Annotated in this window: 9 protein-coding genes; 3 read left to right on the top strand and 6 right to left on the bottom strand. The window is 61.6% G+C overall.

What is annotated here, in order from left to right; translation table 11 throughout:
• Positions 1 to 33: 33 nt before the first annotated feature.
• Positions 34 to 936 carry a LysR family transcriptional regulator gene (locus tag LOY37_RS25840; RefSeq protein ID WP_213602969.1) on the bottom strand — a complete coding sequence of 301 codons (903 nt, stop codon included), beginning with the start codon at positions 934 to 936 and terminating at the stop codon, positions 34 to 36.
• 97 nt (positions 937 to 1,033) lie between these two features.
• Between LOY37_RS25840 and LOY37_RS25835 the strand changes: the two genes are divergently transcribed.
• From LOY37_RS25835 to LOY37_RS25825, 3 genes are all read left to right on the top strand, one after another.
• The gene (locus LOY37_RS25835; RefSeq protein WP_045201192.1) at positions 1,034 to 2,236 is read left to right on the top strand and encodes an MFS transporter; all 1,203 of its coding nucleotides are present in this window, start codon (positions 1,034 to 1,036) and stop codon (positions 2,234 to 2,236) included.
• Between the two features lie 8 nt (positions 2,237 to 2,244).
• Positions 2,245 to 3,069: a hypothetical protein gene (locus LOY37_RS25830; RefSeq protein ID WP_045201193.1), complete on the top strand. Its 825-nt coding sequence runs from the start codon at positions 2,245 to 2,247 to the stop codon at positions 3,067 to 3,069.
• Positions 3,070 to 3,194: 125 nt separating this feature from the next.
• Positions 3,195 to 4,409: an MFS transporter gene (locus LOY37_RS25825; protein WP_258608490.1), complete on the top strand. Its 1,215-nt coding sequence runs from the start codon at positions 3,195 to 3,197 to the stop codon at positions 4,407 to 4,409.
• On the opposite strand, the gene LOY37_RS25820 is transcribed toward LOY37_RS25825, so the two are convergent.
• The 5 genes from LOY37_RS25820 to LOY37_RS25800 all read right to left on the bottom strand — a co-directional run bounded on the left by LOY37_RS25820 (position 4,380) and on the right by LOY37_RS25800 (position 12,660).
• A complete protein-coding gene (locus LOY37_RS25820) occupies positions 4,380 to 5,534 on the bottom strand; it encodes a lysozyme inhibitor LprI family protein (protein ID WP_258716012.1) in 1,155 nt (384 codons plus the stop codon). The genes LOY37_RS25825 and LOY37_RS25820 overlap by 30 nt on opposite strands.
• An 86-nt stretch (positions 5,535 to 5,620) precedes the next feature.
• Entirely contained in the window at positions 5,621 to 5,956 is a 336-nt protein-coding gene (locus LOY37_RS25815; protein ID WP_093378468.1) for a hypothetical protein, read from the bottom strand.
• 2 nt (positions 5,957 to 5,958) lie between these two features.
• On the bottom strand, positions 5,959 to 10,254 hold the full coding sequence (locus LOY37_RS25810) for an RHS repeat-associated core domain-containing protein (RefSeq protein WP_258716011.1): 4,296 nt from the start codon (positions 10,252 to 10,254) through the stop codon (positions 5,959 to 5,961).
• A 12-nt stretch (positions 10,255 to 10,266) separates the two neighbouring features.
• Entirely contained in the window at positions 10,267 to 10,701 is a 435-nt protein-coding gene (locus tag LOY37_RS25805; protein WP_258716010.1) for a DUF1795 domain-containing protein, read from the bottom strand.
• Between the two features lie 15 nt (positions 10,702 to 10,716).
• Positions 10,717 to 12,660 carry a type VI secretion system tip protein VgrG gene (locus tag LOY37_RS25800; RefSeq protein WP_258716009.1) on the bottom strand — a complete coding sequence of 648 codons (1,944 nt, stop codon included), beginning with the start codon at positions 12,658 to 12,660 and terminating at the stop codon, positions 10,717 to 10,719.
• Between the last annotated feature and the right edge of the window lie 7 nt (positions 12,661 to 12,667).

The following is a 12,667-nucleotide window of genomic DNA, read 5'->3' as shown; positions in this document are numbered from 1 at the left end:
TTTATCCCGGGCGTGCTTGCCAGAGGGCCGTGCTCATGCGCAGGGTGTGGTTGCCCGGGCAAGTATTTGCAGAAACGCCTCGGCTGCCCGCGAGCGCCGCTGGCGGTGGCTGATGGCGAGCAGGTCGATGCTGGCGGCTGCTTCTTTCAGGGGCCGGTAGCACACGCCGCGTTGGTTCAAAGCCCGGGTGCAGGCAGGCACCAGGGCAATGCCCTGGCCAGCGGCTACCAGGGCAATGATCGAAGTGATCTGCCGTCCGCGCGGGCCCCGCAGCAAGGGCAATTGGCAATGCTGGAACAAGCGCTCGATGGCATCGTTGAGCCCGGTGCCTTGCTCGTCGGTGTACAGCACCACAGGATGCGCTTGCAGCTGGGTGAGGCTGATGGTGTCGAGTGCGGCCAGCGGATCGTTCGTGGCCAGTGCCACCAGCAGCGGCTCCTGGTCGAGTGGCTGGACGTGCAGCTCCGTGAACTCCTGGGGTGGCAACAGCCGACTGAGGCCGATTTCCAGGGTGCCTTCGACGATGTTGCGCCATTGCGCGCTGGAGGCTTCTTCAACCAGGGTCAGGCGAACCTGCGGGTAGGCGTGGGAAAACTGCTGGATTGCCTGGGTGAAGTGGTCACTCAAGGCCACCGAGCTGGCATAGCCGATGCTCAACTGCCCGGCTGTGCCGGCGGCCAGCTTGGCGGCGAAGCTTTCGCTGCGTGTCAGTTGCTCCAGTACCCCGCGGGCGTAAGGCAGGAACTGCTGGCCTTCGCCGGTCAGACTGACTGCACGGCTGCTGCGCTCGAACAGGCGAAAACCCAGCTGGCTTTCCAGGGCCGAGATCTGCCGGGTCAGTGCCGGTTGCGCCAGGTGCAGGCGCTGCGCGGCGCGGCCGAAATGCAGGTCGTCGGCGACGGCAATGAAATAGCGCAGCTTTCGCACATCGAGCATGTTGCACCTTGAGGTATCAATCGGTCGGAAATCGGTATTGGCCAGTGCCAATGACCGCACCTTATAAACAATACTCGTCACTGTAACGAGTTTTCCCATGCAATCGCGCCTGTCTGCCGCACGAATCGCGATGTTCCTCTGCGGATGCGCCGCGTTTCTGCCGCTCTACGCTACCCAGGGCATCCTCGCCGAGCTGGCGCAGAGCTTCGCCGTGGATGCGCGGCACGTCAGCTGGAGCATCACCGCCACGACCCTGGCCGTGGCCTTGGTCGCGCCCTTCGTCGGCGTGCTGACCCGGCGCTGGAGCCAGAAGACCGTGCTGGTGGCGGCAACTCTGTTGCTCAGCGTGCCGGGCTTGATGCTGGCAGGGGCCAGTGACCTGAACAGCCTGCTGTTCTGGCGCTTTGTCCAGGGCATGCTGATCCCGGTGATCTTCGCCACCAGCGTGGCTTACGTCGGCGAGCGCTGGCAGGGGGCGAAAGTCACCGAAGTTACCAGCCTGTACGTCGCCGGGACCATTCTCGGCGGTTTCGCCGGGCGTTTTCTGACCGGGGTCATGACCCAATACCTGGGCTGGCGCGAAGCGTTCATCCTGCTGGCGTTGCTGACCGTGCTGATCGGACTGAGCATTCACCGGCTGCTGCCCAGCGGCGCGCGCCTGATCGAAATCACCATCGCCAACAGTCGTATCAGCATGCTGCGCAACCGACCGTTGCTGGCGGCCTATCTGGTTGGTTTCTGTGTGCTGTTTTCGCAGATCGCCACCTTCACCTATGTCGGCCTGCACCTGCTGGCCGCGCCGTTCAACCTTGGCGTTGCCGCGCTGGGTTCGGTCTATGCAGTGTTTTTGCTGGCGCTGGTGGTCACGCCGATTGCCGGCAAGCTGGCCAGCGCCAGGCCGCCGGCGCACTTGGTGGTATTCGCCGGGGTACTGGGGCTGCTGGGCTCGATGCTGACCTTGCTCAGCAGCCTGTGGTGGATCGTGCTGGGGCTGGCGCTCAGTTCCACCGGCGTGTTCCTGGCCCAGGCGGCGGCCAATGCCTTTGTTACGTCCACTGCCAGGCACAACAAGGCCGGCGCGGTGGGCTGCTATCTGACGTTCTATTACCTGGGCGGCAGCGTCGGTGCGCTGTTGCCGGCGCTGCTGTGGCAGCGCTGGGGCTGGTCAGGCTGTGTGCCGCTGATCATGGCCGCGCAGTTGCTGGTGATGCTGATCGCCTGGTTCGGCTGGCAGCCCACCGATTCCACCGACAAGAACGCGTTCAAAGAAACCGCTGACCCCTCCATTACAAGGACGTAAATACGCCAATGAACACCGTGATAGCCCTGCACAGCAAGCTGCTTTCGATCGTCGAGCCGGTCCTCAATGACATGCCGGCCAGCACCCTCAAGCACGCGTTGTTCGAAGCCTTCTGGGCGGTAGAAGAAGAGCTGATGGAGATTGAAAAGGCCTTTGCCCTGTTGACTGAGCGCAAGCATTCACCGGCAGTGCTGCGCAAGTTCTTCGCCAGCTGGTCGAAAACCAACAACTCCGCGGCCAGTGTCTCGGGCCTTGCCAACCGCCTGACCCTGCTGGCCCGCTCCGACGCCGGCTCCATGGCTGCCGACCAGCTGTATCGGGCCTGCGGCAGCCTGCAGCGGATCACCGATGAAGACCTCGGGGCCCTGGGCAATACCCTGCACGCCGATTTGTTCTACAACATGGCGACGCCCCTCTGCGGTGATGATCAGTGGATGCTCAAGGCCAACTGCCTGCCTTCGGCCCAGTCCTTCAAGGACTGGACCGATCGCCAGCGCCTGCGCGAGCGCGACCTGCTGCAAGGCCTGCTGACCACTCTGGTGCATGAGGTTTATACCCACGGCGAGGTCGAGTTCATCCATCCGTTGTTCAAGCAGTGGTTCGTCCGTGACATGGGCATACCGGCAGAGCGCGCGCGGGCAACGGTGGCCTGGGTCACCGTGCACACTGGCGGCACCGAGAGCAATCACTTTGCCCACGCGGTGGCGGCGGTCGAGCAGTTTGTCGAAGCCATGCAGATCAATATCGACCAGGCGGCGGCGCGAGAGATTTTCGAGCACTACCTGCGGTTGAAGGCTGGCGTGATGAAGGAATGCGCCGAGCTGTTGCACTGACCGCTGGATAGGCCGCGCGCAGGCACAGTTCGCTGCCGGCTGAACCCAACTCCGGCAGTTTTATAACGGTCGTGGAGCTAGGCCATGCTACAAGGCAGCTCCACTTCGCCGAGTGACCTCCGAGCATGTCCGCCATCCGTACCGAGCAAGCTGCCCCAGGCTTTGGCCTGCTGTGCCTGGCCAGCTACCTGCTGTCGTTGTCCTATGGCTCGACCTTCCTGTTGTCGCTGTTGGTCAGCAGCCGTGGCGGCAACGAGCAGGATGCCGGGCAGATCATTTCAGTTGCCATGCTTAGCACCATCGTCGCCGTACTTGGCAGTGGCCATCTGGCCGACCGCTTGGGTTCGGCACGAGCCATCGCCCTGTCGGCGCTGAGCCTGGTGGCGGCTTGCCTGGGCTTCGCCCTGGTGCCTGGCACCGGCGCGGGCTTGATGCTCTGCGGCCTGATGCTGGGCCTGGGTTGGGGGGCTTTTTACACCCTGGGCCCGATCCTGGTGGCCGAGCGGGTCGAAGCCCAGCGGCGTACCCACTGCTTCGCTTTGCTCTCGGGCAGCATGATGAGCGGTATCGGTTCCGGGCCGCTGGCGGGCAAGCTGGCAGCGCTGTTGCAACTGCCGGTGCAGACGGCGTTCTACACCGCCGCGGGTGCCGCAGTCGCGGGCCTGCTGATCTTCAACCATCTAGCCCGCCAGCCACGGCACGCCACTCAGCCGGTTGGCATCAGCCGCCGCGCTGGCGCAACCGTACTGGCCTCGCCCGCCCGCTGGCCGATTCTCATGGTCGGCCTGGGCGGCGCGATCTTCGGTGGTCTGGGCAGCTTCCAGACCTCTTATGCCGCCGGGCGCGGCCTGGATTACTCGCTGTTCTTCATCGGCTTCATGAGTGCAGCCATCAGTTGCCGTTTGCTGATCGCCGGCTGGGTGGTCAAGCGTGATGCCTACCGTGCCTCGTGCCTGCTCTCGGGCTTTATCGTGCTCGCCGTGCTGGCGCTGGGCTGGTGGGTACAGGGCAACCTTGGCTATCTGCTGGCCGCAGCGCTGCTGGGGGTTGGATACGGTCTGAACTATTCGGTAATCAACGGCCTGGCCGCCAACCAGGCACCGCCCGGGCATACCCCGCAGGCCTTGCTGCTATTTAGCCTGGCGTACTTTCTCGGGGTGTTCGGCTTTCCCTGGCTGGCCGGGCAGCTGATCGTCAGCGGCGGCACCGAGGCGATGATGCTGTGCCTGCTGCTGGTGGCGTTGCTCAACTGGGCGGTCAGCCTTGGCCGCCTGTTCGGGCGCAGGCGCGCCCGTAGCGTTGCGCAGGCGTTACTGGTCCGGGGCGATGGCAAACATTAACTGGTCGGCTTCCAGGTAAACGATCGCCTCGCGGCCGATGACATCCACCGGGCGAGCGGCAACTGCCTCATGCTCGGGGACGATCTTCTCCAGGCGCTTGGTCACCAGGTCAACCCTCCAGATGCAGGCGAAGCCGCCGTTGTTGTCGAAGTACAGGACCGGCCGGGTCGGGCTCCAGGTCGGGTTGACCAGGCTCCAGCCGCCGGCATCCTTGTCCATCACCCGGTCGTAGGGGTTGCTGTCGCCGGTAAGGTGCGGGTAATAGATCAGCAGGCCGGAGTTGTCGTGGTTGAGGTCGCCGCTGATCTGCGCCTTGGCGAAACGCTTGCTGTTTGACTCGGCCGCGTACAGTTGCGTTGAAGGTTGCGGCGCGGCCTTGGAGCCCAGTGTGTAGGCCATGCTTTGCTGGGCCTCGCCGCTCATCTTCTGCCGGTAGTAGAACACCCCGTCAATGATCCCGGCATAGCGCCGGCCCTGATCGTTGGCGGTGATACTGTTCCAGCCATCAAAGCGCACATTGCGCGCGAACGGGTGCAGGCCAGGGCGTGCATCGGAGTATTCGTAGAGGGTGCCGATCGGGCGGCTGTCATAGATATTGCCGGGGTTGCTGCCTTCGTCATCCTGCTTTTCGGCGACGAACAGCACCACGTTCAGCACGCCATCAAGGGTGGCGACGTCCACCAGATAGACAAAACTGTCTTCACTCATGTCGGCGACGGTGGCCAGGGGGAAGCGCTGCCACGGTTCATCCTCGACCTGGGTATAGCGCTGGTCGCGGGGCAGGGGCTGCAGGCTTTTGGGATCCACCTGGGAAAGTGCCGGTACTGGCGTCAGCAGTTTGATCTGCTGGTCGTAGGCGACTTCCAGGCACGCGGCGGTCTCACAGCGGTTACGTACCTCACGCAGCCAGAAATTCTCCAGCTCACGAAAGATCTTGCGGTCCTTGAGCGGTTTGTAGCGCTCGTTGAGCGTGTCGTCCTTGGCCGACAGCGATGGCGTGGTGCAGATCGCGGTTTCCAGCAGGGTGCTGGCCTTGCTGCAGTCAAAGCCGGCGGCAAGGGTCGCGGGGCTGTGCAGGCAGGCAGCGAACAGGGCAGCAGGAAGCAAGCGCGCGGCGGCTTTCATCGGACATCCATGTGAGGTTGAGCAGGGTGCGGATGATACGTCAGCAAGGGCCATTGCGGAATCTGCCGCAGCAATGTGCCTGGGGTTCATTGGCCGTTGAGTTGTGCGCTCAGGTAGCAATGCAGCTGCTCTGCAATGATCTCTGCGTGTGCAGATTTGACGATCAGGTTAAAAAAATAATATTGCTCGAACAGAGGCTCGATATCGATCTGAGGCACAAGGTAGAACGCAACATAACTTGTGTAGATCGCTTTCACTGCTTCGGAAATTTCTTCGAGGTCCCCTGACAGATTGGTAATGTCGTAGAAAACATTCTTGTACGTTTCATTGATGTCGCTGATCTCTATGTAGGGCGCCTGCTGCCGCTCGCACTGTTCCCAGTGGCTCTTCTGATTTTTGCTGTTTCGATGGGTGTAGTTCATCTTCAGTCCTTTATCTTGAAGTCAGTGACGTGGGTCATTTTCCCTTTAGGATCGAGCTTGGCCATGTAGTGGACGTTGACCCCGTTTACTTTACGCTCCATTTTTGACCAGCCCTTGCCTTTGAAGTGAGGGTCTCCGATCTGGTCGGGCTTGATGATCTCTATCCCGTTTTCCGGATGTTTCTTGACATGATCCAGAGCGAACTCTTCGTTGCGGTTCCGGGGTCTGGTGCGCCCCGTTGATTTGCTTTTTACCCGTCGGGGTTTTCGGAAGCTGCATTTCTTCTTCCAACCCAGCGGGTCGATCCAACCGAGCGGATTCGGTGCGTATTGATAAAGGTTGATGCCCCCCAGCAGGCCGATGGGATCGGGTGTGGTGAAGCGTCCGATATCAGGATCATAGAAGCGAAACGTGTTGTAGTGCAGTCCGCTTTCCCGATCCAGGTACTGCCCTTGGAACCTGAGATTCTGCTCTTCGAGGTAATATCCTTCGCGGGTTTCCTGCAGGGTGTTACCCCATACCAGATAGCGCGCCTGCCAGAGAACGTCACCCTTGAATTCGGTCAATTGCTCTGGCAAGCCGTTAAGGTCGTTGTGGTAGTAGCGCACGTGTTGTTGTGCGCCAGCGCCGTCGACCCGCGCCAGAGGCTCATGGCTGTCCTGATCATAGAGATAGAGACTGGTTCGGCCATGCTGCTGCTCCAGCAAAAGGCGCAGTCCATCCCAGGTAAAACGGGTCTTTTCCAGGAGATTGCCAGCATCGTCGTGCTGGCTTTTTTCGACGCGTCGACCCAATGGGTCATAACGCATGTTCAGCACCCGTTCTCGGCCGCCGATATGGCTGCGGACCTGGATCAAGCGGTGTTCTGCGTCGTAGCTGAACCGTTGCACGCCGTGGCGGCTGCTACGTTTTTCGATCATCCGACCAAAGGCGTCGTAGCGATACCGCTTGTCTTGGTAAGAAAGCAAACGATTATGGCGGACAAGGCCCTTTCCGAGCTCTGAACCGTCGAGCAGATTAGCCGCGGCATCGTAGGCAAAGACTTCGCTCTGGCCCTGACCTGTGTTCTGGCTGGCCATGATGCGAGCGCTGGCATCGTAATGCAGCAGTTGCTGGTGCTGGCCTGCAAGATCCTGATTGAAACGACCGATCAAATTGTCGGCAGGATCGAAGTCAAAGCGTTGTTGAACGGGCGCTGGTAGCTGTGGCGGCTGCTGGAGTGAACGACGCAGCCGGGAGCGCAGGCGGCCGCTACGGTCGTACTCGCTGCGGGTGCAGAGCTGTCCCTGGGAGCGAAAAACTTCTCGATGCAGGCGGTCGCGCTCGAAGTCACAGATCACCTGGCCATCGAGATTGAGCTGGTGCAGATGGCCACTGCCATAGTAAAGACGATTTAGCCAGCGGCCGTCGCCCAGTCGGGTCTGGGTCAAATTGCCAAGTTCATCGTAGCAGTGCTGCAGTAAGCCGGCCTGACTGCAGTCCTCAACAAGCTGTCCGAGTTCGTCATAGCCGAATTCCAATTGTTCGCTGTTGCCGCTGGTATCGGTGAAACAGATGGCGACCAGGTGATCAAGTGCGTCGTAGCTGTACTCGGTTAGTCCATCGTCAGTGCGTTTTTGGATTACCCGGCCGGCTGCATCCAGTTGGTAGTGGTGACAGATCGGTTTGAGTGTCGGCTCGTTGTCGTCGGGTGCCGGGGCATAGGTCTGAGCCGTAACGTTGTTCAGCGCATCATAGTGATAACAGCGGGTGCTTGAATCCAGATACTGCTGCTGGGTCAAGCGATCTCCTTGATCCCAGGCGAAGCGATAACGCTCACCATTTTCGTTGGTCAGCGTGAGCAAACGGCCGTAGGCGTCATAGCCGTACTGAACTTTGCGCCCGTGCGGATCGATGCGCAGGTGCAGCTGACCGCGACGGGTATAGAGGAACTGGGTGGTGTGCCCGGCCGGGTCGGTATGGGTACTGAGCTGACCGTTGCAGTGATACTGGTAAAGGTCGCTGCGCCCATCCGGTAACCGTCGCAGTTGCAAGCGGCCTCGTGCGTCGTATTCATATTCGGTACGTTCGCCGAGGGCGTCGGTGACAGATTGTAGATGGCCACGACGGTCATAGTTCATACGGGTGGGATAGCCCGAACAGTCAACCTGCTCACTGAGCAGGCCGTAATCATTCCAGCGCAAGTGTTGGCGCTTGCCTGTAGCGTCGATCACCTCTACCACTTGGCCTCGTTCGTCGTAGCGATAGCGAGTTATGTTGCCTTGTGGGTCGGTTTCACTGCTGCAGTTGCCGCGCTGATCGTAGCGATAGCTTCGCCGATTGCCTGCGTAGTCGGTCTCTACTCGGGGTAGAGACCAATGCTCCAGCCATAGGGTTGACTCGCTGCGCCCGAGTGGGTCGATGCTTTCGCACAGGTTGCCGGACTCATCGTACAGGTATTGCCATTGCCCACCTTGCGGGTCGGTGGCAGCGAGCAACTGGCGCTCGTCGTTCCACTCGAAGCACCAGGTGTGGCCGAGGGCGTCGGTGTATTGGGTGATCTGGTACTGCGGGTTCCAGTGGCGGCTGCTGACCCGTTGCAGGCTGTCGGTGATCCGGGTGATGCCGGCCTCGATGTCGTAGTCGAAACGATACTCGTCGCCATCATCGGTCCAATGCCGAGCGACGCGCCAGTTGTCGGCAGCGCGAGTCCATTCGTAGAAGCAGCGCAGGCCGCTGGGCAACTGGTGCTCGACCATGCGTCGGCCCTGGTCGTAGCTGAAGCTGCGTTGCAACTGGCCATTGGCGTCGCGCACCTGGGCCAGGTCGCCGTTGTCGTCATAACCATAACTGACCAGCAGTTCGGATGCGCCGTCGCTATACAGGCGCTCGAGAGAACTGATCCGCCCTGGCCATTGAGTGCTGTAATACAGTTGTACCTGGATCAAGTCGAAGGTATCGCGCAGCCCGGTCAAACGACCACTGGCGTCGTAATCAAGATAGATGCGGTTATCGTTGCGGTCACCCAATTGCGCCAGGCGCAGGTGCAGTGGGTCGTTCGGAGTCGGCTGGAACAGGCGATACAATCCGTCGGTACGCTCGATCAGCAGTTCACCGTTATGCTCGCGGCGTACACTCAGGCCTTCACCTGCGCTGAAGACGGCATCGCCCCGGGGTATGTGGCCCATGTCGATAATACGCGCCTGATCGTCGGTAAACAGCACTCGCTCGCCGCCTTGCGGGTGTAGTTCGATCCTGACAAATACCTCGTAATCGACGCTCCAGCCCGCACCGAAAAGGCCATCGTGGCGGGTGTCACGGCTGCTGTAGAAGCGCTGCCACTCCAGCGGGATCAAGCCGGGCAAGCTGAAGTCCAGATCATCGTCGTCAGCAAGAACCTTGGCCCCGGTGGGGCTATGGACCGGATGCGCAGAGCCGGCTACAGCGGATGTCAACGCACCTGCTACCTGCTCGGTCAGGTAGGTAGCAACGCCGCCAATTACCATACAGCCCAGTTCGCTGTAGAACTTGCCGCCACGCCCGCGCAGCAGCATCAAAGCGGTAATCGCCAGGCCGATGCCCGGGGTCTTGCCACTGCGAATCTCGCGGACCACGATCGAGCCGCCGCCAATGCGCACGTTACTGGAGATCAGCCCGGCATCGACAATCACCGCCTCGCAGGTGCTGCGATCGCCGCTGCGGCAAGCCGGATGGCCGTTGATGGTGACCTTGCTCGAACCTTCGGCCAGGTACTGCGGCGGCATTGGCGGGTGCTTGCTGCAGAGGATCTTGTCGTCGTCGGCAGGCTCGGTGTTTGGCGCGGGGCTGGCGACCGTGGGCCGCCACATCTGCGAGAAAAAGCCCTTGGCCATGTCGAGGAAGCTTTCTTCTTCCTCTTCGGCCGGCGGCTGGGCGGCATCACTGCCGGCGGGTGCCGCCGCGGCGACGATGACGCCAGCAGCGCGGGCGGCCGGTTTGCCATTGGTGTGGGTGTTCTTCGAGCCAGTGAGGATGTTGGCCTGCACCGAGGGCGGGAACAGAAAATTGCCGATACCCTCGCATAAACTGCTTAAACCCTTGTCGGCCCCGGTCTTGCTCATGGCCACGCCGACCACGATACCGACCACCGCGCCGAGCACGAAGCAGCCGAGGCCGCCGGTGACCACGGTAAGCCCCAGCGCCGCAGTCACCGCCGCGGTGGCCAACATGCCGATGGCGACGTTGGCGGCCACTTCCAGCACACCGCCGACGATGTCGGCCATCATCGAGGTGTGCATCAGCGCATCGCCCTGGCGGGCGGCCCAAAGAGCGTCAGACATGCAAGGTGCTCATCAGGCCAGGGTGTCGAAGTTCAGTGATTGCTTGATCGCCGCCCAGTGCGCAGCCTCGGCATCACCCAGCGGTTGGGCCTTGACGTAACTCAGGGCGAACATCTTGCGCGTGCCGGGCAATACCAGGGCAAGCTGGTACTGGTAGACCTTCTCGTTGCCTTTGCTGAACTGGCTGCGCAGTTCGATGCCTTCCACCGTCTGCTCGGCACCCAGGTGCACGGCCTGGCCCGGCTGGAAGCGCAGGTCCTTGACTTGCTGTTGCAGGCGCTCGAGCTGGCCGTCGAAGTTGCTTTGCAGGGTTTCGCCGTCGGCCAGCAAGCTGCGGCTGATGATCAGCGAGGTGCCGAGCTTGGCAAAGCGCAGGATGTTGATGCTGGTGTCTTGCACTTCGGCATCGGGCAGGGCGAGCTGGAATTCGTTGAGGCGATAAGTCATGACGCGCAAATCTCTTTATTGGCTGGCTTTGGGCTTGGGGAAGATCGCTTCCACGGCGCCATCGATGGTGCCTTTGACGCCTTGCCCGTCCGCAGTGGCGCCGGGGGCGCCGCCGATGTTCAGGTCCAGGGTGCCGCCGGTGTTGAACTGGGCATTGCCTTCGGCGTTGAAGTTGAACTGCACGCCGGTGAGGTTGATCTGGCCGCTGGCGTTGAGTTCGAGCACGCTCTTGCCGCACACCAGGCGCAGGTTTTCGCCGACCTCGATCAGGTAGCTGCGGCTGATGCTGTCGGTCTTGGTCGAGCCAACCAGCAGGATGTCATCGCGCTTTACTGCGCGAATACGGTCTTCGCCGATGGTTGCCACTTCACTGAAGTCCACCACCTTGTTGCGGTTGTGGCCCACCCAGTGGCTCTCGTCGTTCTCGACTTCGATGTCCTGGTTGCGCTCGGCATGGATGTACAGCTGCTCGGCGCCTTTCTTGTCCTCCATGCGGATTTCGTTGAAGTTCGCCGGCGTGCCGCCTTTGCTCGAACGGCTTTTCATCCCGCTCTGGGTCGCATTGGCCGGCAGGTCGTAGGGCACCGTCTGCTCGGCGTTGTACACCCGGCCGGTGATGATCGGCCGGTCGGGGTCGCCTTCAAGAAAGCTGACGATCACTTCCTGACCGATCCGCGGGATCTGCATCGAACCCCAGTTCTTGCCGGCCCAGGCCTGGGACACGCGAATCCAGCACGAGCTGTTCTCGTTGGACTGGTCATGGCGGTCCCAGTAGAAGTGCACCTTGACCCGACCATACTGGTCGGTCCAGATCTCTTCCCCGGCCGGGCCAACCACGATGGCGGTCTGCGGGCCCTTGACCTGCGGGCGCAGGGTGCTGGCCAGGGGGCGGAAGCTCTGCTGCGCATCGATGCAGCTGAGGTTGCTTTCGAACTGTGCATTGCCGCCGCCGGCGCCGGTTTCCAGGCGCTCCTGGACGATGTAATAGCGGGCACCGACGATCAGGTATTCGCGATTCTGGTCCTGGCGGCTGAAGCCGCTCATGCTGAACAGGTTGCCTGCCGCCAGGCCGCGGGCATTGCCGCGCAGTTCGATGCGTTCATGCAGGCTTTGCAGCGCTTCGATACGGGTACGGGCGTAATGCTCGCCGTCCTCACTCTGCACATAGGTGCCGGGGTAGTCGTACAGCGGGTAGTCGCCGGCGCTGTGCGGGCGCGGCATTTGCGAGCGCACGTCGATGCGCGCGCTGGGGCGCTGGAAGTCGTAGTCGTTAAGCTCCAGCGAGCCGGACTGCACCTCCTGGGCCAGGTGCCAGTCGTTGAGGTGGTCACGCTCGCGGTGCTGACCATCAGGCGGAAAGTACGGCACCGACTCGTAGCCCGGCACCACCTGGTGGGCGCCATAGGCATCGGCCAGCACCAGCACGTGGCGGTCCTTTTCGTGGCGGAAGTAGTAGTAGATGCCTTCCTGTTCCATCAAGCGGCTGACGAAGTCGAAGCTGGTCTCGCGGTACTGCACGCAGTACTCCCACTCGCGATAGGGGCGGCTCAAGCTGTCTTCGAAGTCGGAAAACCCCAGGTCGCGAAATACCTGCTTGATGATCTGCGGGATGCTCTGGTTCTGGAATATGCGGCAATCGGAGGTCTTGCTCAGCAACCACAGCCACGGCCGCAGGGTCACCCGGTAACTGGCGAACTGGCCGCGGTCGATGCTCTGGCTGCAGCGCGACACGATGCCGTGAAAGTACCGCGAGCGGCCCAGGTCCAGTTGCAGGCTGAGGCTCATGGGCTTGCCCAGCAACTGGTTGAGGTCGATGGACGAGTTGTCCGAGGTCAGTTGCAACTCGTAGTCGAACAGCCGCCCCAGCTCTTCGCCGCCGCCCATTTCCGCCAGGATCAGCGCATCTGGGCCCAGCGGGCTGTTGATCTGCGCCAGTCGGGTGAATTGCTTGAATAGCATCGCTTAT

Origin of the sequence: Pseudomonas sp. B21-012 (assembly GCF_024749305.1) — a bacterium.
Taxonomy (GTDB): domain Bacteria; phylum Pseudomonadota; class Gammaproteobacteria; order Pseudomonadales; family Pseudomonadaceae; genus Aquipseudomonas.
The sequence above is the reverse complement of the archived record's forward strand: the minus strand, read 5'-3'. Positions and strand labels throughout refer to the sequence as shown.

Excerpts from the sequence above, each read along its gene's own strand:
- LOY37_RS25830 (WP_045201193.1), top strand. The coding sequence starts at position 2,245 with ATGAACACCGTGATAGCCCTGCACAGCAAGCTGCTTTCGATCGTCGAG.
- LOY37_RS25815 (WP_093378468.1), bottom strand. The coding sequence starts at position 5,956 with ATGAACTACACCCATCGAAACAGCAAAAATCAGAAGAGCCACTGGGAA.
- LOY37_RS25805 (WP_258716010.1), bottom strand. The coding sequence starts at position 10,701 with ATGACTTATCGCCTCAACGAATTCCAGCTCGCCCTGCCCGATGCCGAA.
- LOY37_RS25820 (WP_258716012.1), bottom strand. The coding sequence starts at position 5,534 with ATGAAAGCCGCCGCGCGCTTGCTTCCTGCTGCCCTGTTCGCTGCCTGC.
- LOY37_RS25800 (WP_258716009.1), bottom strand. The coding sequence starts at position 12,660 with ATGCTATTCAAGCAATTCACCCGACTGGCGCAGATCAACAGCCCGCTG.
- LOY37_RS25810 (WP_258716011.1), bottom strand. The coding sequence starts at position 10,254 with ATGTCTGACGCTCTTTGGGCCGCCCGCCAGGGCGATGCGCTGATGCAC.
- LOY37_RS25835 (WP_045201192.1), top strand. The coding sequence starts at position 1,034 with ATGCAATCGCGCCTGTCTGCCGCACGAATCGCGATGTTCCTCTGCGGA.
- LOY37_RS25840 (WP_213602969.1), bottom strand. The coding sequence starts at position 936 with ATGCTCGATGTGCGAAAGCTGCGCTATTTCATTGCCGTCGCCGACGAC.
- LOY37_RS25825 (WP_258608490.1), top strand. The coding sequence starts at position 3,195 with ATGTCCGCCATCCGTACCGAGCAAGCTGCCCCAGGCTTTGGCCTGCTG.